Below are 23,493 nucleotides of genomic sequence, written 5' to 3' on the forward strand. Positions count from 1 at the left end.
GGCGGCCCGGTCAGGGAAGCGGCAGGTGGGCCAGCCAGGCGCGGGGCCCGGCGTGCGCTACCCGGGTGGCGGCCACGCGCACGGCGTACCCGATGGCGGTTTGAAGATCGTCGCTCTGGGTGAGGGCGACGGCGAGCGCGCCGTGGAAGGCGTCGCCGGCGCCGGAGGTGTCGACCGCCGTGACCCGCGGCACCGGGACGTGTCCCGATGAGCCCGCGCTGAACCAGCTCACCGGCGCGTCACCGTGGGTGATCACCACGTGCGGCGCGGGGACGGCGGCCGCGATCGCCGCGTCGCCCGGACCGGCCGCCGCCGGATGGCGGAAGTCGCCGGAGCAGGCCACCACCTCGGCGTGCGGGAAGACGTCGGCGAAGACCGGGCGCCAGCTTCCGGCGTCGACCAGCAGGCGCCGCGCCGACCGCGCCGCGGCCATCGCCAGCGCGGGATGATGTCCGTCGACCAGCGTCAGGTCCGCGTCCGGCAGACCCCTCTCCGGTACGGCCACCGCACGCGTCCCGGCGTTGCGGCTGACGATCGTCCGTTCACCGGTCGCGTCGAGCACCGTGACGGCGGAGACCGGCGGCGGCTGTTCCGCATCGGGCGCCGCGTCGATCAGGGTCACCCCGTGCGCGGCCAGATCAGCCCGCACCAGGTCACCGAGCGGATGCGCGCCGACCGCGGTGACCAGCGTGACGTCGGCGCCGAGCGCGGCCGCGGTGACCGCCGCGTTGGCCGCCGGCCCGCCCGCCGCCACGTCCACCGACTCGGACTGCACCTTCTCGTCGATGCCCGGCATCCGCGCGACCCGCTGCACGAGGTCGACCGTGGCCAGGCCGACGCACAGGATGCGCACGTCAGTCGTTGGCCAGTTCCACGAAGAACGTGCCGATGTTGGTGAAGATGTCGGCTATGCCCTGCCCGATGCTGCGGGTCACGTCGGCGGCCGAGGCCGGGTCGGTGCCGATCCAGAAGATGAGCAGGAACAGCAGGATCCAGCCCAGAATCTTCTTCATCGGAGCTCCTCCACTGGTGCAACGCCGCCCAAGATCGTGACACAACCTCGCAACCGCCGCAGGCGGGCGCGCCGCACGGGGGTAAATGGCAGTCACTTGTTTTTGAGAGCTACTGTCATTTCATGGCAACTTCCTCATCACCCCGGCGCTGGTACGCGCTGATCGCCCTCGCCCTCTGCACCCTGGCCATCGGTCTGGACAGCACGGTCCTCAGCGTCGCGCTGCCCACCCTGGCCCGCGACCTCGGCGCCACCACCGGCGACCTCCAGTGGTTCACCACGTCGTACCTGCTGGTCCTGGCCGCCGCGCTGCTCCCGGCCGGCATGCTCGGCGACCGGTACGGCCGCAAGCGCCTCCTCCTGATCGCCCTGGTCCTGTTCGGCGCCGCGTCGGCCGCCTGCGCCTGCGCCGAGACCACCGGCCAGCTGATCGCCGCCCGCGCCGCCCTCGGACTCGGCTCCGCGGTGATCCTGGCCCTGATGGGCGCCGTCCTCACCGTCCTGTTCGGCGAGGACGAGCGGCCCCGCGCCCTGTCCGTCTGGGTCACCGCCAACGCGCTCGGCGTACCGCTCGGACCGCTGCTCGGCGGCTGGCTGCTCGACAACTTCCACTGGGGTTCGGTCTTCCTGATCAACCTGCCGCTCGTCGTCCTCGGGCTGGTCGCCGTGGCCACCCTGCTGCCCGAGTCGCACGGCGACCGGGAGCGCCGCTTCGACTGGCTCGGCGTGGTGCTGTCGGCTTCCGGGCTGGTCGCTCTGACGTACGGCATCATCGAAGCCGGGGAACGTGGCTGGAGTGACCCGCGCGCCCTGCTCACCATCGCCTTCGGCGTGCTCGCGCTCGGCGCGCTGGTGTTCTGGCAGCGGCGCGCGTCCGCCCCGCTGATCGAACTCGAACTGTTCCGCGACCGCGCGTTCACCGGCGGCACCGTGCTCTCCACGATCGCCGGATTCGCCTTCTTCGGGCTGCTCTTCGCGTTGCCGCAGCTGTTCCAGGCGGTCGGCGGCCACGACGCGCTCGGCACCGGCATGCGGCTGCTCCCGGTGATCGGCGGCCTGATCGCCGGCGCCCGGGCCGCCGACCGGCTCACCGCCCGGCTCGGCGCCCGTACCCTGATCGCCGCCGGGCTCACGGTGATCGCCGTGGCCCTCGCGGCCGGCGCCGTCCTCGGCTACACCCTGTACGGCGTGTGGGTCACCGCGGCCGGTGTGGGTCTCGGCCTCACCATGCCGCCGGCCATGAACGCCGCCCTCGGCGCGCTCACCCCCGGCCGCAGCGGCGTCGGCAACGCCATGGTGCAGTCGATGCGGCAGGTCGGCAGCGCGATCGGCGTGGCGGTGCTCGGCACGGCGATGAACACCGCCTACCGCGACGCGCTGCCCGCCGCCGCGCCCGACGGGGTTCGCGACAGCGTCACCGCCGGGGTCGCGGTCGCCGGGCGGCTCGGCGATCCGGTGCTGCTCGGTGCGGTGCGGGCCGCGTTCACGGACGGGATGGGTGTGTCGCTGCTCGTGGCGGCCTTGGTGTCGGCGGTGGGCGCGGTGCTCGCGCTGGTGCTGCTCCCGGCGCGGATGGAGCGGGCGGCGGTGCCGGCGGAATCCGGGACATGAGGAACGGCCTCCGCTCCCGGCGCGGAGTCCGGGACATGATGAACGGCCTCCGCTCCCGGAACGGATGGAGCGGGCGGCGGTGCTGGCAGAATCCGGGACATGACGAACGGCCTCCGTGAGCGCAAGAAGGCGAAGACCCGGGCCGCGATCCGCGACCACGCCCTGCGGTTGTTCGAGGAGCGGGGGTACGCGGCGACCACCGTGGACCAGATCGCGGACGCGGCCGAGGTCTCGCCCAGCACGTTCTTCCGGTACTTCCCGACGAAGGAGGACGTCATCCTGGTCGACGACGTCGACGAGGTGCTGCTCGGGGCGATCCGGGCCCAGCCCGCCGGGGTCCCGCCGATCGAGGCGATCCGGCGGGCCATGCGCGAGGTGTTCGACGCCATGAGCCCGGAGGCGTGGGAGTTCGAACGCCGCCGGCAGCGGCTGGTGCTCATCGTGCCCGAGTTGCGGATGCGCATGCTCCAGCAGATGACCGGGGCCATCGACCTCATGGCCGGGGTGATCGCCGAGCGCGCCGGCCGTCCGGACGGCGACTTCGCCGCCCGGGTGACCGCGGGCGCCGCGGTCGGGGCGATGCTGTCGGTGCTGCCGACCGGCCACATCGACGGGGTTCAACCGGCCGACTTCCAGCGGGTGGAACAGGCTCTCACGCTGCTGCAGAACGGTCTGCCCCTGGACTGACCGGGCGCCCTTGCATCGGCAGGCTTGAATGGGTCGCGTTGCTGTCGCCGACCCGTGAGGTTGCCCATGCGCCGCATCACCGTACCGATCGCTCTGCTCGCCCTGTTCGGACCGGCCGTCCCGGCGGCGGCCGCCCAGGCCGCGCCACCATCGCCGTCCATCGCCTGGACCGCGTGCGATCCCGCGGAGGAGGCCCCGGAAGGTCTGCTCTGCGCCACGATCAAGGTTCCGGTCGACTGGTCGAAGCCGGGCGGGCCCACCATCGACCTGGCGCTGGCCAAGCGGCCCGCCACCGACCCGGCCCGGCGGATCGGCTCGCTGCTGATCAACCCCGGCGGGCCGGGCGGCTCCGGGGTCGACTTCGCCTACTTCTCCGGTGAGGCGTTCTCGCCGGCCGTCACCGACCGCTTCGACGTCGTCGGGTTCGACCCGCGCGGGCAGGCCCGCAGCAGCGTGATCAACTGCGACAGCGAGCTGATCGGCGCCCAGGCGATCCGGCTCTACCCGGACGATCATGCGGAGTACGCCGACCTGCGCGCCACCAACAAGGCCCTCGCCCTGAGCTGCCGCGAACTGAGCGGCCCGCTGGTGAAGTACGTCGACACCGCCGGCGTGGCCCGGGACATGGACGCCATCCGCGCCGGGCTCGGCGAGAAGAAGATCAGCTACTACGGCGTCTCCTACGGCACCATGATCGGCCAGCAGTACGCCGAACTGTTCCCGGGCCGGATCCGCGCCCTGGCCCTGGACTCGAACATGGACCACGCGCAGACCATCGCGGGCTACCAGAAATGGGAGACGCTCGCCATGGAGGGCTCGTTCCTCCAGTTCACCGCCTGGTGCGACCGGACCGAGGCCTGCGCGCTGCACGAGCAGGGGGCCCTCGCCCACTTCGACGAACTGTACGCCCGGGCCGAGGCCGGCGAGCTGATCGTCGACGGGGCGCCGCTACCGCCGGAGGACCTGGTCAACTGGGTCTTCGGCTACATGTACAACCCGAACTCCTGGTTCGACCTCGCGGAAACGCTGATCTACATCCAGGAGGGCGGCGAGAGCGCTCGCGGCGAGCCCGCGCCCAACGGGTACCTGCCGGTGATGTGCTCCGACTTCCACTTCGACGTCGGAGCCTTCCCGGTGATGCGGGCCATCGAGCTGGCGCAGAACCGGCTCGCCCCGCACACCCGGCTCAACCCGTTGGCCTGGTCCGATCTGGCCAGCTGCCAGAACTGGCCGTGGGAGGTCACCAACCCGCCGCACCGGCTGCGGGCGTCGGCCAAGCTGCCGCCGATCCTGCTGGCCAACAGCCGGTGGGACGTCGCCACCCCGTACGAGTGGGGCACCAGCCTGGCAAGCCAGCTGCCGAGCGCCACGTTCCTGACCTACGACGGCGTGGGGCACGGCACCTACTGGCGCAGCGACTGTGCCCGGGCGGCGATCGACACGTACCTGGTCGAGCTGCGTACCCCGAAGAAGGGCACGCACTGCCCGGCCGTCTTCCCGTCGTCGCCGGTCACCGCGCAGGCGGCACCGACGGTGGTGGACCCGCTGCCTGAGTTGACCGGCCCGTCCCGCCGGTGATCATGGCGTAGGGGCGCCGCTGGTCGCGGCCCGCGGGCCGACCGCTTTGCGGGCCGCTTTGCGGGCCGCTTGGCGGGACCGCTTTGCAGGCCGCTTGGCGGGACCGCTTGGCGGGCCGCGACCAGAACCCGGTTCGCCGGGCGAAATCCTCGACCCCGCCGGACCGTGGATTGAAACAGGTTTCGATGGGGTAGAGCCGCCCCATGACGACCATCGCCGCTGAGTCCATCACCGACGCCGGGACCACGCAGCTCGTTCTCGCCGCGGTGCTCGGCATCGCGGCCGTCGTCCTACTGATCGCCTGGGCCAAGTGGCACCCGTTCCTGGCCCTGATCTCCGGCGCCGGCGTCCTCGGCCTGGCCGCGGGCGCCGCTCCGGAGGCGGTCGTCGACTCGTTCACCGCCGGGCTCGGCACCACGGCCGGCGGCGTCGGTGTGCTCATCGCGCTCGGCTCGATGATCGGCGCGCTGCTGGCCGAATCCGGGGGCGCCGACGGCATCGTGACCCGGATCGTCAACGGCGTCTCCGGGGCCGCGCTGCCATGGGCCATGGCCGGGGTCGCCGCGCTCATCGGGCTACCACTGTTCTTCGAGGTCGGCGTCGTGCTCCTGGTGCCGATCGTGCTGCTCGTCGCACGGCGTACCGATGTCGGCCTGCTCCGTCTCGGCATCCCGGCCCTGGCCGGACTGTCGGTGCTGCACGGGCTCGTGCCACCACACCCCGGACCGCTGGTCGCCATCGAGAGCCTCCAGGCCGACCTGGGCCTCACCCTGCTGCTCGGCCTGATCTGCGCGATCCCCACGGTGATCGTCGCCGGCCCGGTCTTCGGCAACTTCATCGCCAAGCGGGTCCCGCTGCCGGTGCCCGCGCTGCTCGCCACCCCCTCTTCTTCCGGCGGCCCCGTCTCCGGCCCCTCGTCCTCCGGCGGCCCCGTCTCCGGCCCCTCGTCTTCCGACCGCCCCGTCTCCGGACCCACTGGCGGGCAGGACTTCGTCGACCGTGGCGATCTCGCCAACCCGACCGCTCCCGGCGAACTCGTCGACGACCAGGTCGGACCACGCCGCAACCCCGGTTTCTGGCCCGCGGTCCTGACCGTACTGTTGCCGGTCGTCCTGATGCTGGCCCGCGGCATCGCCGAACTGCTCCTCCCCGAGGGATCCGCCCTGCGCGACGCCCTCGAGGTCCTAGGCGAACCGGTCGTCGCTCTGCTCGCCGGTGTCTTCGTCGCGATGTACGCCCTCGGCAAACGGGCCGGCTTCGACCGCGGAGAGACATCCGCGGTGCTCGGCGGCGCCCTCCCGCCGATCGCCGGCATCCTGCTGATCGTCGCGGCGGGAGGCGGATTCAAGCAGGTCCTGGTGGACGTCGGCGTAGGAAACGTGATCGCCGACGCGGCCCGCGACGCCAACATCAACGCCCTGCTGCTCGGCTTCCTGGTGGCCGTCGGCATCCGGGTCGCCACCGGTTCGGCCACCGTCGCCACGATCACCGCGGCCGGCATCGTCGCCCCACTCGCCACCACCCTCGACCGCACCGACGTCTCACTGCTCGCCCTCGCGATCGGCGCCGGCTCACTCTTCTTCTCGCACGTCAACGACGCTGGCTTCTGGATGGTCAAGGAATACTTCGGCATGACCGTCGGCCAGACCATCAAGACCTGGTCGGTCATGGAGACCATCATCTCGGTGGTCGGTTTCGCGTGCGTCATGTCGCTGTCGCTGCTTCTCTGAAGTCCTTTCCCCGGTACGCCTACCCGAACCCGCCGTAGCAGACCCGCGAGGCGCTGCAACTCCAGACCATGCCGTGCCTGCCGGCCGTTCGCCCTCACCCTGCCGTGCCTGCCGGCCGTTCGCCCTCACCCTGCCGTGCCTGCCGGCCGTTCGCCCTCACCCTGCCGTGCCTGCCGGCCGTTCGCCCTCACCCTGCCGGGCCTGCCGGCCGTTCGCCCTCACCCTGCCGTGCCTGCCGGCCGTTCGCCCTCACCCTGCCGTGCCTGCCGGCCGTTCGCCCTCACCCTGCCGTGCCTGCCGGCCGTTCGCCCTCACCCTGCCGTGCCTGCCGGCCGTTCGCCCTCACCCTGCCGTGCCTGCCGGCCGTTCGCCCTCACCCTGCCGGGCCTGCCGGCCGTTCGCCCTCACCCTGCCGTGCCTGCCGGCCGTTCGCCCTCACCCTGCCGTGCCTGCCGGCCGTTCGCCCTCACCCTGCCGTGCCTGCCGGCCGTTCGCCCTCACCCTGCCGTGCCTGCCGGCCGTTCGCCCTCACCCTGCCGGGCCTGCCGGCCGTTCGCCCTCACCCTGCCGTGCCTGCCGGCCGTTCGCCCTCACCCTGCCGGGCCTGCCGGCCGTTCGCCCTCACCCTGCCGTGACCGTCCAGCCACCTGCCAATTCGCCCATCCGGCCCTCACCTCTGTCCCGCCACAGCCGAGACAGCGCCGACCCTGCTGATCAATTGGTCTACTGTCCGTTCCTCCGGCTCGTGTGCGCCGGCTGGCGCACACGAGCCGGTTTCCGTGGTCGCCCGCCCGCGTCATGGCGGCAGGCCGAGCACGCGGACGGTGCGACGTGAGCACCCGCCGGGCCGGAAAGCGCGGGCGGCGCATGGCTTCGGGGGCGCGGCGAGCCCTACGGCGTTCGGCCCGTGAACCCGTGGCGGGATGGTGGAGCGAATTCTGCAAGATCATCACTATGATCGGCGGCCATGGGGAGCACCTATCAGACCGTGCTGGCCACCGGTGACCTGGACGGTGTCCGTAGAGCGCTGGCCGAGTCCCGGCAGAAAGCCGTGATCATCCCGGTGGCCGAGCGGCGCTGGGCGGTGATCCCGCGCGGCGAGAGCGGCTACGCCGAGACCGCGACCCTGGCCCGGCTCATGAGCTTGCGCGCTGGTGAGTACGCGGCCCGGTTCGAGATGTACGACTCCGACGCACTGCTCGTGGAGATCCTGCACCGCGGGGCGACCGTCCACGACTACGTCTCCGAGCAGCGGTTCGTCATCGAGGACTGGGACGACGAGGACAACGAGATCCTGGTCGACCTGCGCGGCAACGTCTACCACGACCTGGAGGACGTGCCGCGCGGTCCATACGGCGCCGACTCGTTGGCATTCGCCCCGCTCGGCGTCGGCACGGTGGACTTGACCGGACTGGACGCCGCTCTACGTGGTCCACAGTTGATGGCCGAGTCGCAACATCATGACGCGATGCATGCTCTCAATGTTGATCCTCGTCCACTGCAGATGACATATGAACAGGCCCGCAAGTCACGTCTAGGCGTCTGAACGGTCGCCCGGGCCGTCCAGCGGATACGGCGGCAAGGGCGGCGCGGTGGCGCTGGGTGGCGGGTGCGGCGGCCGGGTCGTTGGGGTGGCGCTGGGCGGTGCGGTGGCGCCGGGCGGACGGTGGAAGAAGGCGAGCGATGACGGCCGCAGCACCAACACCACGGCGCCGGCCTGCGCGACCATCGATGTGGCGAGCACCAGCCAGGCGAGCGCGGGACCGGACGGATTCTGCACAGCCAGGCCGGCGCACCAGACGGAGAGAAGGGGCAGCGCCGCCGTCGCGATGTGCGCCCCCGGATAGCCGGACCAGACGGCCATCGCCGCGGCCGCGAACAACGGCATGGTGACCAGCCCACCGCAGATCCAGATGTTGCCGGGAAACCCGTCATACACCGTGCTGCCGACAAAGCACATGGTCAATTGCAGTGCTGCGCAGAGCCAGAGGAGCAGCGCCGCGACGGACACGCCGCCGGGCCGGGTGGCCGGGGGAGGATTGGACACGGCCGGACCGTAACCGCCTTCCGCCCGGTGGAGCCGTCTACACGCAACCCCTGCCTGGAACCTCCACGACTCCGTCACCGACGCGGCACACCCAGGAACGAGTACCGGCGCACCGTCGGCACCGACTCACCGGCCGGCACCGGCTTGCGGCGGGGCCGGTTTACGGCGGGGCCGGTTTACGGCGGGGCCGGTTTACGGCGGGGCCGGTTTACGGCGGGGCCGGTTTACGGCGGCACCGGCTTGCGGCGGGGCCGGCTCACCGGCGGGGCGGGTTCGCCGTGGCGAGCGGCCTGCGGACAGGGCTGGCCGACCCAGAGGGGTGGTGACGGGCGAAGGCTGGATGAGTGGTGGGGGGAGTGGCTTGCGGACGCGAGGACGGGCGTGAACCCCGCGACCTCGTGACGGGACCGGTCAGCGGGCCTCGGGGTCGGGGCCGTTGACCGCGCGGCCGCCGTCGACCGGGAGGACCGCCCCGTTGATGAAACCGGCGGCCGGGGAGAGCAGGAAGGCGACGGCGGCCGCCACCTCGCCGGGGGTGCCGACCCGGCCCAGCGGGTGCAGTGCGGCCATCTGGGCGTCGGCTTCCGGGTGTTCGGCGCGGTACTTCTCGTACCGTGCCGTGGTGATCGAGCCGAGCGCGACCGCGTTGGCGCGGATGCCGTCCGGGCCGTGGTCGACGGCGACCGCCCGGGTCAGGCCCTCGATCGCGGCCTTCGCCGTGGCGTAGGTGAGCGCGCCGCGAACCGGGCGCTGCGCCTGGTGCGACGAGACGTTGACGATCGCGCCCGGGCGGCCGTGGGCGCGGAAGTGGTTGACGGCGGTGTGGCAGCCGGTCACCGCGAGGGCGAGGTTCGTGGTGATCAGGTCGAGGACGCGCGGAACCGGATCGGATGCCAGCCCGGCGTCGTGGAAGACCGCCGCGTTGTTGACCCAGCCGGCCAGCGGGCCGGTGGCCTCGGCGGTAGCGGCCGCGTGCCGTGCCGCCACCGGGTCGGCGGCGTCGCCGGATACCAGCGTGACCCGGTTGTGCTGCCAGTCGAGCCGGCCGACGAGGTCCATGACGACCACGTGACCGTCGGTGGCCAGGCGTTCGGCGATGGCTCGGCCGACGCCCTGAGCCGCCCCGGTCACCACGAAGGAGAAGGACATGTCGGCATCCTGCCTCGGGAAAGCACTCTGTCTGGATCCGGTATCGGGTATTTGCGGTGGAGAGATGGTCACCTGAGAGAGTTACTGCATATCTGGAAACTTTATGCCTATAACAAACTGAAAAGGCCTGTAAGTCCGTTTCTATATACCGTATTGTCGGGATGACATGTTTCTAGGATGTTTCGTACCCAATTTCTCCTGCGGGCGCTTCGTCGGGATGCCTAAGATTGGGACAAATCGGACCCCATTCAGAAAGGTTCTTGGGTCAACATGAAGCACATCACTCGTAAGGCCTTCGCCGTCGCCGCTCTCGCCGCCGGTGCCCTGATGATCGCTCCGGCCGCCGCTCAGGCGGGTGGCCCCCCGCCGAAGCCGGCCGGCCACGGCGGTGGCTTCGACTTCGACTTCGACCAGAGGAACGACTGCGGCAAGATCGGTGACCAGGGTGGTAGCCAGTTCGGCCTGCTCAACCTGCAGGACGTCGATGTCGACGTCCAGGCCCTGAGCGGTATCGGCATCCTCGGCTACGGCTCTGCCAACCAGAACGACTACGACATCAACGCTTGCATCCCGTCGAACAGCATTTTCGGCAAGTGACACTGTCACTCGCTGGGTGAACTAAGTGGTACGGCCCCCACCGTTCGGTGGGGGCCGTCTCGCGTTTCCGCCGAACCCGTCGGACGATAGTGGAGGGTGCTGATCGACGCCGGTCCGGAAGCCTCCGGCGAGGAGCGCGGGACTCCGTCCGACCGCCCTCCGATCAGGACCGACATCCATTACTGGGTCGTGTGAACCGTTTGCGGGGTTCGATCCGATGATGGGTTGTGACCAGTACGCGCGGGCCCGGCCCGACGGACGCCGACCTACTGACCCGCATCGCGGGCGGCGACCGGAGCGCGTTCGAGGCGTTCTACCGGCGTCACGCGGCGTGGCTGGTGCTGCGCCTGCGCTACCGCTGTCTCGACGACGCCGTCGTCGATGACGTGGTGCAGGAGACCTTCCTGGCCGTGTGGCGGGGGACTGCCAAGTTCCGGGATCCGGGCGGTGACGTCGCCGGATGGCTGTGGCGGATCGGTTCCCGCCGGCTGATCGACTCACTGCGGGGGCACGGGGCCCGGCAGCGGTTGACCGGCCTGCTGGCCCGGCGCCGGTCCACCGAGGAGCCCTCCGCCGAGGAACAGGTGCTGGTCGGCGTGGAACACGGCGACCTCGGTGGCGCGCTCGCCCGGCTCTCCCCGGAACTGCGCGCGGTGGTGCAGGCGACCGTCCTGGACGGGCTCACCACCGCGGAGGCCGCCGTGCTGCTCGGCATCCCTGCGGGCACGGTCAAGACCAGAGCCATGCGGGCCCGCCGGCAGCTCCGCCAGGAGCTGGCGTGATCGACGAGGGGAGGGCGGCCATGGAAGCGTGGCATCTGCCGGACGAGGAACTGCGACGGTACGGGGAGCGGACACTGGCGCCACCCGTGCTCTGGTCGGTCGAGGCGCACCTGACGGCGTGCGCGCACTGCCGGGACCGGCTCGCCGCCACACAGCCCGGCCTGGTGCGGGACGGCTGGGAGAGGCTGGACGCCGAACTGGACGCACCCGTCCCGGGAGCGGTCGAGCGCCTGCTGACCCGGGCCGGGGTGGCCGAGCACACCGCCCGCCTGCTCGCCGCGACACCGGTGCTGCGACTGTCCTGGCTGGCCGCCGTGGTGTCGACGCTGGCGCTCACGGCGGTGCTGGCCGCCGTCCTGCATCCGGTGGTCTTCCTGGCCGCGGCGCCGTTGCTGCCGGTCTGCGGGGTCGCGCTGTCGTTCGGGCCGCGCGCCGATCCGACGTACGAGATCGCCGTGGTCGCCCCGATGCACACGTTCCGGCTGCTCCTGCTGCGCTGTGCGGCCGTGCTGTCGGCCACCACCGCGCTCAGCGCGGTGGCGAGTCTCGCGGTGCCCGACGCCGGCCTGGCCGCCCTCGGCTGGTTTCTGCCGGCACTGACGCTGACGCTGCTCAGTCTCGCACTGACCGCCCGCCTCGGCCCGGTCCTCGCCGCCGCCTGCGTGGCTCTCGGCTGGATCGCGGTGGTGGTGGCCACCCGGGGCGCCGGCGCGGGAGGTTCCGCCGTCTTCGTCCCGGCCGGTCAGCTCGCGTCGGCGGTCGCCGCCGTGCTGGCCGCCGTCGTCCTCGCCCGGATCCACCGGGCGTTCGAATCCCCCAGGAGGTTCCGGTGACCGTCGCCGCGGCCACGTCCGTGGTCCACGCGTCCGGCCTGACCCTGCGGTACGGCCGCACCGCCGCACTGTCCGATGTGTCCTTCACCCTGTACGACGGCGTGACCGGCCTGGTCGGCCCGAACGGGGCGGGCAAGACGACGCTGCTGCGGATCGTCGCCACCGCGCTCCCGCCCGACCAGGGATCGCTCAGCGTGCTGGGCAACGACCCGCGCACTCCGGCCGGCCGGCTCGCCGTGCGGCGCCGCCTCGGCTACCTGCCGCAGGATCCCGGTTTCCATCCGGGTTTCACCGCGTTCGAGTTCGTCGACTACGTGGCGATCCTCAAGGAACTGACCGACCGTCGCGCCCGCCATCAGGAGGTACGCCGGGTGCTGGACGCGGTCGGGCTGTCCGGTCAGCGCGGCCGGCGGATCCGGGCGCTGTCCGGCGGGATGCGGCAGCGGGTGGCGCTGGCCGCGGCGCTGGTCGGCGACCCGGACCTGCTCGTCCTCGACGAACCGACGGTGGGCCTCGACCCCGAGCAGCGGCTGCGGTTCCGGGAGGTGATCGCGGAGCTGGGCGAGGGCCGCTCGGTGCTGCTGTCCACCCACCAGACCGAGGAGGTGATGGCGCTCTGCCAGCGCGTGGTCGTGCTGGACGGGGGCACGGTCCGGTTCGAGGGCGCCCCGGCGGATCTCGCCGCGCTCGCCCGGGGCCGGGTGTGGACCAGCGGCGCCCGGGTGCCCGGGGCGCTCGCGTCCTGGCGGGCCGGCGACGGGCGCTACCGCAACGTCGGCGACCCGCCGGCCGGTGCCGACCTGCTCGAACCCACCGTCGAGGACGGCTATCTGACGCTCGTCGACGCTGATGAGGAGCCCACGCGATGACCGCCGCACTGGCCCGACGGCAGACCCCTGCCCCGTCACGGCCGGGCGATCCGCGCCGGGCCATGCTGGCCCTCACCCGGACCGAGGGGGTACGGCTGCTGCGCCATCCGGCGGTGATCGCCGGGCTGCTGCTGTTCACCGGCCCGGAGATCTACCGGTGGCTGACCGGCCGGGCCAACCGGTTCCCGGTCCTCCAGGACGAGGACTGGTCGACACAGTTCCTCGCCCTGCTGGTGCTGGGCGGCGGCGCGCTGATCGCGGCCAACCTCGCGGCGTTGCGCGCCGACCGGCACGCCACCACCGGGCTGTACGACACCCTCGTACTGCCTCCTCCGTGGCGGACCGGCGCCTTCCTGCTGGCCGTGCTGCCGTTCACGGTCCTGGTCGCGGTGCTGACCGCCACCCGGATCGCGCTGCTGGCCGCGCTGCCCGGCTCGGCCGGCCGCCCCGATCCCGCCGAGCTGGCCCTGCATCCCGCGGTGGTGCTGCTGTTCGGCGCGGCCGGGGTGCTGCTGGCGCGGCTGGCCCGTACCGTGATCGTGGCGCCCTTGTTGTTGCTGGCCGCGGCCGTCGCCGTCTATGCCGCCGGGCTGTCGTCGCTGCCGGGTCACGTCCGCTGGCTGCTTCCGGTGGCCCTGGAGCAACCGCCGATGCCGGTGCCGGTCGCGCTGACGTCCCGGCCGTCCGGCTGGCACCTGGCGTACGTCTCCGGTCTGATCTTTCTGGTGGCGTTGGCCGCGCTGGCCGCAGCGGGCGCCCGGAGCCGCCGCCTCGTGATGGCCGGCGCGGCCGCCCTGTCCGTCACCGCCGGGGCCGGAGCGGCCCAGTACCTGCCGGTCGGCGACGCCGTCCGAAACGCCCGGGTCACCGCCGCCGAGCATCCCGCCGAGATGCAGGACTGCCGCTCGATCGGCTCGGTCACCTACTGCGCGTTCGGCGACTTCCGGTCCTGGACCGGCGGCTGGGACGCGGTGGTGCGCGGCGTGCTCCGCGGGGTTCCGGCCGAGGCGGCCGGCCGGCCGCTCGTCGTCAGGCAACGGGTGTCCACCGACGACCGGATGATCGACGGCCGGGTGGTGACCGCCGAGGAGCAGGTCGCCGCGGCGGCGGAATGGCAGCGGATCGAGCCCGGCGCGGTCACGGTCGGCACACGGTGGGGCGACGGCCGGTCCGAGATGTCGCTGGCCGGCCTGGTCGCGTACCGGATCGTCACCGGTGAGGCGGCGCCCGCACACATCCCGGTCTGCGGCGCTCGCGGCGTGCTGGTCGCCTGGCTCGCCGGGCAGGCGACCCCGGCGACGGCCGCCGGCCTGCGGGCGGTCGACGCCACCAGCTGGGGCGGTGTGCCGTTCGGCGACATGCAGTTCCCGGTCGGGTTCTCGGTGCCGGACCGCGAGATGTCGGCGGCATCGGCGCTGCTACGGCGCCCACCCGGGGACGTCGCCGCGACGGTCGCGCGCTCCTGGACCGAACTGACCGCCGCGGGCGCCACCGCCGACCGGGCCGGTGAGCTGCTCGGCGTCGGAGTCCCGCCGCTGCCGCCCGTCGAGGAGCGGACCCGGTGCGACGGATGAGCGTACGGGTCCTGCCCCTGCTGGTGCTCCCGGCCGCGCGGGCCACACCGTGGACGGCATTCCTGGCCGCGGCCGGTGTGGGGCTGACGATCGTCGCCGTGCCCGCCGCCCTCCGGGTGGAACTGACCGCCGAGGATCTCGTGGGCCTGCTGCGCGCCGCCGCGGTCTGCGGTGCGCTCGGCCTGGCGTTCGTCCTGGACGACCCGGCCGCGCGCACCATCGCGACGGTGCCCACCCCGCGCCCGCTCCGGTACGCCGCCCGGGCCGGCGTCATCCTCCCCGCGGCGGCGGCCTGGTGGGCTCTCGTCCTGACGATCACCGGCGCCGGTGATGTCCTCCCGCTGGGCGGCGTCACGGTGGAGGCGGCCGCGCTCGGCGGGGTGGCGCTGGCGGCGGGGGCCGTCCGCCTGCGATCCGGCGACAGCGGCGGCATCGTGGCGGCCCCGGCCGTGTTGGTCCTGGTGGTCGCGGCGAGCCGGATCCCACCGAAGCTGGCCCTCTTCGTGCCGCCCGGCGACGAACGCTGGGCCGCCGCCCACGATCGCTGGGCCGTCCTGCTGGCGGCGGCCGTCGTGGTGTCGGTATGGGCCGCCGCGGAGCCGGTCCGACAGGGCCCTCAATGGTGACCGAAATAGATTACAAAACCTCTTCAGGGTACGACCGAAGCATTCCCGAAAGTGTTTCACGCATTGAACACGCTGATAGCCTGGGATGCGTTTCGCTTTCGGGGGTGATCGGCTGTGAGCGAGGAAATGCACGGTGCGGTGTTCGGTGGTCCGCTCGAACGGCTGCGCCAAGCCGCCCGGATCGACCTGCCACGCCTGGTGGACGAGTATGCGCAGATCCGCAACGCGTGTGAGACCACCTCGAGCTATGACGACCGGCTCGACCGGCCCGGCTACTTCGGGCCACCGGCTTTCCAGAGCAGCTGGACACGACTGCGCGACATCGTCTGGACCGCCGCCGGCGAGACCAGCGACAACCTGTGGGAACTGTCGCAGGGCCTCGAAGCCGCGCTCAACCGCTTCCTCCACGAGGACGACATCGCGGCGCGCGAGATGGACGAGATCCGTGACCGCCTGCAGGGCGACAGGTCCCCGGGCAACGACGAGTGGACGGTAGGCCACGACAGCGGCGAATACCCGAGGTGACGATGGCGGATTTTCCGAAGAGTCTCGAGTTCGCGATCAGCGGCCTCGTCAACACGCTCGTCAACAAGGTCATGACCCGTGCGGGCGACGCCGACGCGCTCGAGGAACTCGTCCAGGTCACCGGAGTTCCGTACGTCAGCGACGTCACGATTCGCGACTACGCCACCCGGAAGGCCGAGGAGATCTGGGGTCCCTACATGGAGCTTCCCCCACCCTCCTCGTTCGACGGAGCGATCGAGGCTCTGCGCGGCGCGCACCAACGGCTCACCAACACCGGGGTCACCAGCATCGAGGACGCCGAGCTGTTCAGCCTCGGCGCGCTGGTGCCGGACTTCATGGCGGACTTCCGGACCAATCAGGCCGGCTGGCGCGGCCGGACCATCGACGCCGTCCGCAGCGGCTACCTCGACCGGTGGGGAGGGATGGTGTTCCTCCAGGCCAACACCATCGCGCTCCTCTGGCTGGTGCTGCGGGGATATCAGGAGCAGGTCAGGCAGGCGCAGAACGACGTGGTCAAACTCGTCGAACTCGCCGAGGAGGTCATCGCCGCGTACGACCCGCAGTCGCTGTGCGGATCGACCGAGAGCAAGAACCTGACGTTCAACATCGCCATCGGTGTGCTGGGTGTCCTGTCCGCCGGCGCCGGGGCGGCCGGGATGGCCGTCGCCAGCGTGGTCGCGGCGGTCGGCGCGGCCGGCCTCGGCGTGGCCAAGGACATGTATGAGCCGGACGCGCCCCGGGACGCGGACATCGGGGGCGACAGTGTCGGCGCGATCTGGCAGAGCATCCTCGACGCGACCGAGAAGCTCCGCCTCCAATTCAGCGCATCAGAGAGGGAACTGCACGACATCATCGACGGATTTCACAACAGGGTCGTCAGCGGAAGCATTCTTCTCGGAGTGTCCGGAGCAGGGGTGAGACAGACCGTGCCGGCGCTGGAAGCGTTCCGGTCGAAGCCGTTGGGTGTGAGCGTCAGCAACCTGGAACGGCCGCGGACGGGTTCGGACAATCCTGACCCGGCCCATTCGCCGGAGTACTGATCCGCACCCGCATCGGAGGGGAGGAACCATGGCCACCATCGCGGACGACCTCAACGCGATAGTCGTCAGGGCGAGTTCACCGGATGGGCGCATCGAAGGGGAGGTGGAGTCGCTGCAGCACATCACGCTGCGGTTCGTGCACGACAGCTATGAGCGGTACTACCGGGACCGTGACGCCGGGACGCTGGCGCATCAACTCGGGCGCGGGGCGACGTTGATGGCCGCGGCATACCAGAAAGCGCGGCGGGAGGTCATGCGCGCGCACAGCTTCGAGCGGTACAGCGAGCTGAGCCCGCCGTTCTCGTCCCGGCATCGGGAGTACCTGGAGCGGGGAGCGAGACTCACCGCGCACGGCAGCTCGCCGGATCGGGAGATCGTGGTGACGACGGTCGGCCTCCTCGACTTCCACGTAAGCATCGCGCCCGACGTGATGGAACGCCACGACGAGCGGGAATTTCTCCAGCTCGCCGACCGCGCGATGAGGGACCTGCAGGCCGGCCATCAGCGGGCGCACACCGAGTTGCGGCACGAGCTGTATCTGAAATACAGGGACAGGGAACGGTGAATCACCTCCCGCGACTGCCACGACGGCGCCTGCTCGCGGCCGCGCTCGGTGCGGCCGGCCTCGCGGTGACCGCCGGCTGCACCGGGCCGCCGGAGAACCACGACCCGCCCGAGCCGTCGGCCAGTCCCGACCCGGCGATGCTTCGCGACGACATTGTCGATGGAGTCACCGTCGACGAGCGGGGATTCGCGACCTTCCCCGTACCGAGTGGCGACGCCACGAGGCGCATCGTCGGCGCGGCGGCGGTCTTCCGGAACGGTTCGGACCAGCCGATCAGGGTCCATGTCCGTTTCCAGTTCGTGGACGGCGCGGGGCGGGGGTGGCGTTCCGAGGACCTGAACGACTGGCAGGCGATCGTCAATGCGGGCTGGGCCTACCTGCCGGCGGGGCAGGCCGTCGAACTCGGGGGCATTCTGCAGGTCGGCGCGGACGAGGCCGGGCGGGTCGCGCGGATCGTGCTGGACGTGACGGGGGAGGGGATACCGCCGCCGCGGTCCGTGCTGCTGCCGGCGAGGATCGATGCGTTGCGGCACCGGCCCACCCCGAAGGACGAGTGGGACTACGTCTCGTTCGACGTGGACAACCCCACCGCCGGTTTCGAGGAGCCGAACTACGGCCTGGTGTACCGGTCCACCGACGGGCGCCTGATCGGCGGATGGTTCGTCGACCGTGCCCACTGGTGGGACATCGAGTCGGCGCTGCCGGAGGGCGAGACCGACGAGTACCCCCGGGGCATCAGCCGCCACACCCTGCCCACGTGGCTGCCGCCGGACATCCAGCCGAGCGGCGTGACCATGTACGTGTGGCCGCGGTGACCACATCGACTGTCGATGGCCTTGAGGGGTGTCGGCCCGTCGTCAAGAGTTGGCTGATGCCGCTGAACAACCGCCGAATTGCTGTCGAATCCGTCACATTGCCGAAGGAGGCGCCCGGGGCGTCCGTCATGAGTGGCCATGAAAACTCGTGAGGACGTGCAGGTCTGGCTGCCCGGGGCGATCCGCCCGGCCGACGCCGTCATCGACGGCTATCGCCGCCTCGGGCTCTGGCACGACGAGCACCTGCTGACCCATCTGGAACGGCACCGGCGGCAGCGGCCGAACGCGACCGCGCTCATCGGCTTCCACGCCGAGGGCCCGGCCGACGTGGTGTCCTGGTCGCGGTACGCCGCGGAGGTGGAGAAGTACGCCGCGGCCCTGCGCGCGCTCGGCGTCGGTCCCGGGCAGGTCGTCGCCGTCCAGATGCCGAACCGCTGGGAGACCGCCGCGCTGATGCTCGCCGTCATGCACACCGGCGCGATCCTGGCACCGTTGGTCACCGCCATCCGCGGGCGGGAGCTCGAGAAGATGCTCGTCCAGCTGCGGGCCACCGTCGTGGTGACGGTCGGCGAGTGGGCCGGCTTCGACCACGCGTCATCCCTCGCCGAACTGGCCGGCCGCCTGCCGGATCTGCGGCACCGGGTCGTGCTCGGCTCGAAGTCGGGCGGCGAGATCGATTTCGACGCCCACTTCCGGAACACCGACTGGACCGCCGACCACCCGTCGCCGCTGGCGCACAGCGTCGCCGACCCGGACAACGTCGCCGTGGTGCTCTTCACCTCCGGCACGACCGGCGAACCCAAGGCCGTCCTGCACACGGCCAGCACCCTCCAGGCCGGCGCAGCGCCCGTGGTGAACGAGGAGAAGCTCGGAACCGGCGACGTCAGCTACAACCCGCACAACCTGACACACATCTTCGGCATCACCACCGGCCTCGCCTTCCCGCTGCTCAGCGGCGGCTCGGCGGTCCTGCTCGACACCTGGTCACCGGCCCGGGCGGCCGAGATCATCCGGGACGCGCGGGTGACGGTCTTCTCCGGCGCCGCGGTCTTCCTCGATGCGGTCGCCAAAGTGGCGGACGACCTGTCCTCGCTGCGCCTGCTGTGCTGCGCCGCCGCCCCGGTGCCGCCGAAGCTGGTCCGGGAGATCCACGCGAAACTCGGCGTGCCGCTACGGGCCGGCTGGGGCATGACCGAGGTGCCGCTGGGCACCTTCACCCGCGCCGGCGACCCGGTCGACCACGCCACCATCAGCGACGGACGGCCACCGGCCACCCTGGAACTCGATCTGCGCGTCGAGGGCACGCTCTCCAAAGAAAACCCGGCCCGGCTGTACGTCCGTGGCGCCGCGCTGTGCATCGCGCTCGTCGGGCGGGACACCGGCACGGTCCACGTGCTCGCCGACCACGACAACGGCTGGTTCGACACCGGGGATCTGGTCCTGCCGGACGGTCACGGCGGCATCCGCCTGGCCGGGCGGGCCGCCGACCGGGTCGGCGGAATCCTGATGGTCCCGGTGGCCGACGTCGAGGCCCAGCTGCTGGAGCATCCGGCGGTCGCGGACGTCGCCATCGTCGGCTACGAGGACGAGCACGGGCACGACGCGCCCTGCGCGGTCGTCGTCCCGGCCGGCGAACCGCCCACACTCGCCGGCCTGCGCACCTATCTCGACGGTGTCGGGATGACCGAGTTCTACCAGCCGACCCGGCTCGAACTGGTGCCGATGCTGCCCCGCACGGTCAGCGGCAAGGTGCTGAAGCGGGAGCTGCGCGACCGGCTCAAACGCTGAGGTGATCAGTGGGGGTTGGCCTGGTAGCCGTGGATGTCAGACTCTGGGGTGCCGGCGCGGCGGCACACCTGGACGTGGTCGGCTTCGGGCTCAGTTGTGGAGGCCGGCCGCCTGCCCCAGTCGATTCACGAATCGAACCCGGACGTCACCGCCGCCGCTCGCGTTGTTTTCGGGGGCAGAGCTGCTGCAGGCTCCGATCGCACGGCAGGCTCGTGGGGCCGCGACGGACGATGACGCCAAGCCGAGTGTGGCCGTCAGCAGGCCGATCGCTGCTGCCACCAGTCCAGTGGTACGTCCCGTCACGCCGCCCCCACTTCCGCTGTTCTCCGAAGTGGAACTCTATAGCTCTGCCACGGCCGGCAAAGGTCGCCACCGTTGTGCCAATAGCAACCGCGATGGTTAACCCTACGTTCAGGGTCGGTCGAACGGATGAATCAACGAGGAGTCAACGCCTGCACGCCGGTCCGCAGGGCACCCGATCAACGTACCGGCCAAGGGGGTTGATCTTCGAAAGGGTTGACCAACCGGCCTAGCGGACATGCAGATCATGGAAGCGGCGAGTCAGCGGCTGGTAGGGAGGTCACCTGCGTGGAGCTGGGGTCTCTGGTCGGGATGATCGAAATAGAACCTGATTGCCTGGTATGCCGGTACCGCATTGGCGCCGAGCCATGAGGTTCGGGCGACGAGGAAGGGAAGGAGTCCTCCCTCGAAGGTGTGAAGGCGTCCGGTATGGCGACGCTCGCGGGTGCCGTCCATGGGTAGCGCCTTGACGGTGATCCATGGGTTGGGTCCGTCGCGGGCCTGGACATCGACGACCGCGTCCCACGGGACGAAGTGTTCGAGGACCAGGGAACGATGGTAGATCCCGGAGGGGGTCAGCACGATGGTGCCCGGTGCCAAACGCAACAGGACGATGAGGAACCAGCTGGCGAAGACAGCGAATCCTCCGGAGATGGCCGCCAGCACCCAGCCGGTAGCACTGCCACCGGCAGCCATCACGGCGGTGAAACCCGCGGCAAGCAGGGCGACCAGGACCAACGTCACCGTGATCAGGTAGTACGGCAAACGGGCGTACGGGAAAGCCAATCCGCTCTCCCCTCGATCGTTGACACCGGCCGAGGGAGGCTCGGTGGCTGGGCGAGGATGCCGCAGACCCGTGATCCCTATCGCGGTGACATGGCCGGCAAGGATGGCCGCCAGGCCGAACCCGATCGCTTCCACGGTGTCACCGGTCACCGCGGCGGCGACCGCGACGACTGCGATGAGGCCGCTGATCAGGCCGAGGAAAATCGCGGCCAGCACTCGGACGGCGGAGCGGCGAGGTGCCGGCCATCCGGTCAGAGGGTCAGGGTTCAATGGCATTCGTGTGTACGCCTTCGTGAGTCGAATCAGAAGATGCTGTTCCAGACCTTCTTCGCGTTGTCGGCGACTGCCTCTCTGGCGTCAAGCACAGGCAGGGGCTACCACGAGTGGTTGGCCGCCGAACCCGCCCGGCAGGCACGCGAAGTCGACGACGAGCACCTCGCTGCTCTGATCCGGCAGATCCAGGCCGAACACCGAGGCTACGGGTGCCGCGGATCGCTGCCGAGCTGCGCCGCTGCGGCCTGCGGATCAACCGTGAATGTGGTCGACGGTGCGGGCCATGTCGGCGAGCAGCTCCGGGTTGCGGTAGTTGTTGCAGGCGACCAGTGCGCTGATCTCCACCCGCGATGTGGACTCGGCCCAGGCGGCGAACATGGTCCAGCACTTGAAGTGCAGACCGTCCGGCTCGCCGCTGAGCGGGTAGAAGTGGTCCCAGATCTTTTGCCTACCGCAACCAGTCACGCGACAAGCCCCGGTGGACGGGACTCGGCGGAAGCGTAGCCCGACCGGTGACGCTGTGCTACCGCGAGGATGGGGCCACGGTATCTTTGGGCCGACAGCCGAGCAGTGTTCGGGAGGTGTACATGACTGCCGAGATGGTCGCGCCAGCCTGGATGCATGAGCAGGTCACGGCTGAGCGATACGCGACGTGGACAGAAGAGCAGTGCGCCGGTATCGAGATCGTGGATGGGATGGTCCTCGAGAGCCCGAGTGCCTCCAAGCGGCACAACCGCTTGGCCAGACTTCTGGCCAACGCACTGGACGCTGCCGCCGGCCCGGATTGGAACGCTGACACCGACTTCGACGTACGGCTTCAGGACGTGCCGTTGAACAATCGTCGGCCCGACGTGACGGTCTATCGGGCGGAGACCATCGACATCACTCCGACCCGGCCCGAGCATGTGCTTCTCGTGGTCGAGGTGGTCTCTTCCGGCTCGGAGACGACTGATCGGATCGTCAAGGTCGACCAGTACGCGCGAGCTGGTATTCAGTTCTATTGGCGTGTTGAGCAGGCCGCGACTGGTGCGCCTCTCATCTATACCTACATCCTCGACCCGGCAGCCGGACGTTACCGCGATGGCGATGTCTTCACTGGGATCGTGAAGCTGACCGCGCCCTTCGCCATCGAAATCGATCTCGGCCAGCTCTGATTCCGCCAGGTCCCGGCGGCGGTGATCAATGAGTCGATCATCGGGCCTACGGTTTCGGCGGCCAGTGCGGTGCGATGCTCGGCGACCCGCCGACGGTGCTCGAACAGATCCCGGTCCGGGTCGGCCTGCACGGCCCTGCCCCGGATCGGCCAGGAGATCGGCGTCCTGCCGACGACTTCTTCTTACGCTTGCGAGACACCGGCATGTCGGCGAGTCCTACTGGGGGGCGGGACGGCCACTTCTCAGCCGGTTGGGCGCCGCACCAGGAGGCGCCGGGCCGATGGCGTGCCGGTGGGGGCGGTTCTGATGAGAGGGAGGCCCGCCCCCGCCGTAGGTGCTACGCGTTCAGTTTGTCGCGCCAGGCGAGGAAGTCGCGGAGGTCGGTGAGGTCGGGCTCCGGGCCGCCGGTGTGGATGGTGAAGAGGCGGGCGCCCAGCTCGTACATCTCGTCGCGGTTCTCGGTGTTGCCCATGACTGAGATCTCGATCTCGGCGGGGTCGCGGCCGATGTCGGCGCAGTGCTGTCCGAGGATGCCCAGCTTGCGCTCCAACGTCGAAGGGTCGGAGAAGCTGTGCCAGATGTCGGCGTGTTTCGCCGTGAGGCGCAGGGTCTTCTTCTCGCCGCCGCCGCCGATCAGCACCGGGATGTCGCGGGTCGGCTTCGGGTTCAGTTTCTCCCAGCGGGACTCGATGCGGGGCATGGCGACGGCCAGGTCGTCGAGGCGGCTTCCGGCGGTGCCGAACTCGTAGCCGTACTCGGTGTAGTCGCGTTCGAACCAGCCGGAGCCGATGCCGAGGATCAGGCGGCCGTCGGAGATGTGGTCGACGGTGCGGGCCATGTCGGCGAGCAGCTCCGGGTTGCGGTAGCTGTTGCAGGCGACCAGTGCGCCGATTTCCACCCGCGATGTGGACTCGGCCCAGGCGGCGAGCATGGTCCAGCACTCGAAGTGCAGACCGTCCGGCTCGCCGCTGAGCGGGTAGAAGTGGTCCCAGTTGAACAGGATGTCCAGGCCCAGGTCCTCGGCCTCGGAGGCGGTACGCCGGATGGTGGCGTAGTCCATGTGTTGCGGCTGTAGTTGCAGCGCGATGCGAACCGGCCTATCGATCATGTGACCGAGCCTACGTGGGCTCGCCGCCGATGGTGGCGAACCCG

General features: G+C 70.9%; 24 protein-coding genes. 17 read left to right on the forward strand and 7 right to left on the reverse strand.

What is annotated here, in order from left to right; translation table 11 throughout:
* Positions 1–10: 10 nt before the first annotated feature.
* Both BJ964_RS24960 and BJ964_RS24965 read right to left on the reverse strand, forming a co-directional pair.
* Positions 11–853 carry a PfkB family carbohydrate kinase gene (locus BJ964_RS24960; RefSeq protein WP_188122947.1) on the reverse strand — a complete coding sequence of 281 codons (843 nt, stop codon included), beginning with the start codon at positions 851–853 and terminating at the stop codon, positions 11–13.
* A 1-nt stretch (position 854) separates the two neighbouring features.
* Positions 855–1,013 carry a hypothetical protein gene (locus tag BJ964_RS24965; protein WP_188122948.1) on the reverse strand — a complete coding sequence of 53 codons (159 nt, stop codon included), beginning with the start codon at positions 1,011–1,013 and terminating at the stop codon, positions 855–857.
* Between the two features lie 122 nt (positions 1,014–1,135).
* Between BJ964_RS24965 and BJ964_RS24970 the strand changes: the two genes are divergently transcribed.
* The 5 genes from BJ964_RS24970 to BJ964_RS24990 all read left to right on the forward strand — a co-directional run bounded on the left by BJ964_RS24970 (position 1,136) and on the right by BJ964_RS24990 (position 8,164).
* Positions 1,136–2,623: a DHA2 family efflux MFS transporter permease subunit gene (locus tag BJ964_RS24970; RefSeq protein WP_188122949.1), complete on the forward strand. Its 1,488-nt coding sequence runs from the start codon at positions 1,136–1,138 to the stop codon at positions 2,621–2,623.
* Positions 2,624–2,722: 99 nt separating this feature from the next.
* The gene (locus BJ964_RS24975; protein WP_188122950.1) at positions 2,723–3,310 is read left to right on the forward strand and encodes an acyl-CoA-like ligand-binding transcription factor; all 588 of its coding nucleotides are present in this window, start codon (positions 2,723–2,725) and stop codon (positions 3,308–3,310) included.
* 66 nt (positions 3,311–3,376) lie between these two features.
* Complete coding sequence (locus BJ964_RS24980) at positions 3,377–4,888, forward strand: alpha/beta hydrolase (RefSeq protein ID WP_188122951.1); 1,512 nt, start codon at positions 3,377–3,379, stop codon at positions 4,886–4,888.
* Positions 4,889–5,091: 203 nt separating this feature from the next.
* The gene (locus BJ964_RS24985) at positions 5,092–6,618 is read left to right on the forward strand and encodes a GntP family permease (protein WP_188122952.1); all 1,527 of its coding nucleotides are present in this window, start codon (positions 5,092–5,094) and stop codon (positions 6,616–6,618) included.
* 967 nt (positions 6,619–7,585) lie between these two features.
* The gene (locus tag BJ964_RS24990) at positions 7,586–8,164 is read left to right on the forward strand and encodes a hypothetical protein (RefSeq protein ID WP_188122953.1); all 579 of its coding nucleotides are present in this window, start codon (positions 7,586–7,588) and stop codon (positions 8,162–8,164) included.
* Here BJ964_RS24990 and BJ964_RS24995 read toward each other — a convergent pair.
* A complete protein-coding gene (locus BJ964_RS24995; protein WP_188122954.1) occupies positions 8,153–8,665 on the reverse strand; it encodes a hypothetical protein in 513 nt (170 codons plus the stop codon). The genes BJ964_RS24990 and BJ964_RS24995 overlap by 12 nt on opposite strands.
* A 411-nt stretch (positions 8,666–9,076) precedes the next feature.
* Positions 9,077–9,814, reverse strand: a complete 738-nt coding sequence (locus BJ964_RS25000; protein ID WP_188122955.1) for an SDR family NAD(P)-dependent oxidoreductase — start codon at positions 9,812–9,814, stop codon at positions 9,077–9,079.
* A gap of 270 nt (positions 9,815–10,084) precedes the next feature.
* Here BJ964_RS25000 and BJ964_RS25005 point away from each other — a divergent pair, with 270 nt between their 5' ends.
* The 11 genes from BJ964_RS25005 (at position 10,085) to BJ964_RS25055 (ending at position 19,828) form a co-directional block, all read left to right on the forward strand.
* A complete protein-coding gene (locus tag BJ964_RS25005) occupies positions 10,085–10,411 on the forward strand; it encodes a hypothetical protein (protein WP_188122956.1) in 327 nt (108 codons plus the stop codon).
* A gap of 227 nt (positions 10,412–10,638) precedes the next feature.
* A complete protein-coding gene (locus BJ964_RS25010; protein WP_188122957.1) occupies positions 10,639–11,193 on the forward strand; it encodes an RNA polymerase sigma factor in 555 nt (184 codons plus the stop codon).
* Positions 11,190–12,026 (forward strand): cupin domain-containing protein, encoded by an 837-nt coding sequence (locus tag BJ964_RS25015; protein ID WP_203832790.1) that lies wholly within the window; start codon positions 11,190–11,192, stop codon positions 12,024–12,026. The genes BJ964_RS25010 and BJ964_RS25015 overlap by 4 nt, the downstream gene beginning before the upstream one ends.
* Positions 12,023–12,895 carry an ATP-binding cassette domain-containing protein gene (locus BJ964_RS25020; protein WP_188122958.1) on the forward strand — a complete coding sequence of 291 codons (873 nt, stop codon included), beginning with the start codon at positions 12,023–12,025 and terminating at the stop codon, positions 12,893–12,895. Before BJ964_RS25015 ends, BJ964_RS25020 begins: the two co-directional genes overlap by 4 nt.
* The gene (locus tag BJ964_RS25025; protein ID WP_188122959.1) at positions 12,892–14,469 is read left to right on the forward strand and encodes a hypothetical protein; all 1,578 of its coding nucleotides are present in this window, start codon (positions 12,892–12,894) and stop codon (positions 14,467–14,469) included. The genes BJ964_RS25020 and BJ964_RS25025 overlap by 4 nt, the downstream gene beginning before the upstream one ends.
* Complete coding sequence (locus BJ964_RS25030) at positions 14,466–15,095, forward strand: ABC transporter (RefSeq protein WP_188122960.1); 630 nt, start codon at positions 14,466–14,468, stop codon at positions 15,093–15,095. Before BJ964_RS25025 ends, BJ964_RS25030 begins: the two co-directional genes overlap by 4 nt.
* A gap of 114 nt (positions 15,096–15,209) precedes the next feature.
* Complete coding sequence (locus BJ964_RS25035; protein ID WP_188122961.1) at positions 15,210–15,620, forward strand: hypothetical protein; 411 nt, start codon at positions 15,210–15,212, stop codon at positions 15,618–15,620.
* A 2-nt stretch (positions 15,621–15,622) separates the two neighbouring features.
* Positions 15,623–16,660: a hypothetical protein gene (locus BJ964_RS25040; RefSeq protein ID WP_188122962.1), complete on the forward strand. Its 1,038-nt coding sequence runs from the start codon at positions 15,623–15,625 to the stop codon at positions 16,658–16,660.
* Positions 16,661–16,688: 28 nt separating this feature from the next.
* The gene (locus tag BJ964_RS25045; protein WP_188122963.1) at positions 16,689–17,225 is read left to right on the forward strand and encodes a hypothetical protein; all 537 of its coding nucleotides are present in this window, start codon (positions 16,689–16,691) and stop codon (positions 17,223–17,225) included.
* Positions 17,222–18,040, forward strand: a complete 819-nt coding sequence (locus tag BJ964_RS25050; RefSeq protein WP_188122964.1) for a hypothetical protein — start codon at positions 17,222–17,224, stop codon at positions 18,038–18,040. The genes BJ964_RS25045 and BJ964_RS25050 overlap by 4 nt, the downstream gene beginning before the upstream one ends.
* 138 nt (positions 18,041–18,178) lie before the next feature.
* Positions 18,179–19,828 (forward strand): AMP-binding protein, encoded by a 1,650-nt coding sequence (locus BJ964_RS25055; protein ID WP_188122965.1) that lies wholly within the window; start codon positions 18,179–18,181, stop codon positions 19,826–19,828.
* 561 nt (positions 19,829–20,389) lie between these two features.
* Here BJ964_RS25055 and BJ964_RS25060 read toward each other — a convergent pair.
* Together BJ964_RS25060 and BJ964_RS25065 are read right to left on the reverse strand one after the other, a co-directional pair.
* On the reverse strand, positions 20,390–21,130 hold the full coding sequence (locus tag BJ964_RS25060) for a hypothetical protein (protein WP_188122966.1): 741 nt from the start codon (positions 21,128–21,130) through the stop codon (positions 20,390–20,392).
* Between the two features lie 309 nt (positions 21,131–21,439).
* Positions 21,440–21,652, reverse strand: coding sequence for an LLM class oxidoreductase (locus BJ964_RS25065; RefSeq protein ID WP_229807352.1), 213 nt, complete (start codon positions 21,650–21,652; stop codon positions 21,440–21,442).
* Positions 21,653–21,774: 122 nt separating this feature from the next.
* On the opposite strand from BJ964_RS25065, the gene BJ964_RS25070 reads away from it, so the two are divergent.
* Entirely contained in the window at positions 21,775–22,341 is a 567-nt protein-coding gene (locus tag BJ964_RS25070; RefSeq protein ID WP_188122967.1) for a Uma2 family endonuclease, read from the forward strand.
* Between the two features lie 337 nt (positions 22,342–22,678).
* Here the strand turns inward: BJ964_RS25070 and BJ964_RS25075 are convergent, their stop codons facing one another.
* Positions 22,679–23,449 carry an LLM class F420-dependent oxidoreductase gene (locus BJ964_RS25075; protein ID WP_188122968.1) on the reverse strand — a complete coding sequence of 257 codons (771 nt, stop codon included), beginning with the start codon at positions 23,447–23,449 and terminating at the stop codon, positions 22,679–22,681.
* Between the last annotated feature and the right edge of the window lie 44 nt (positions 23,450–23,493).

It is taken from the genome of Actinoplanes lobatus (genome assembly GCF_014205215.1).
Lineage (GTDB): Bacteria > Actinomycetota > Actinomycetes > Mycobacteriales > Micromonosporaceae > Actinoplanes > Actinoplanes lobatus.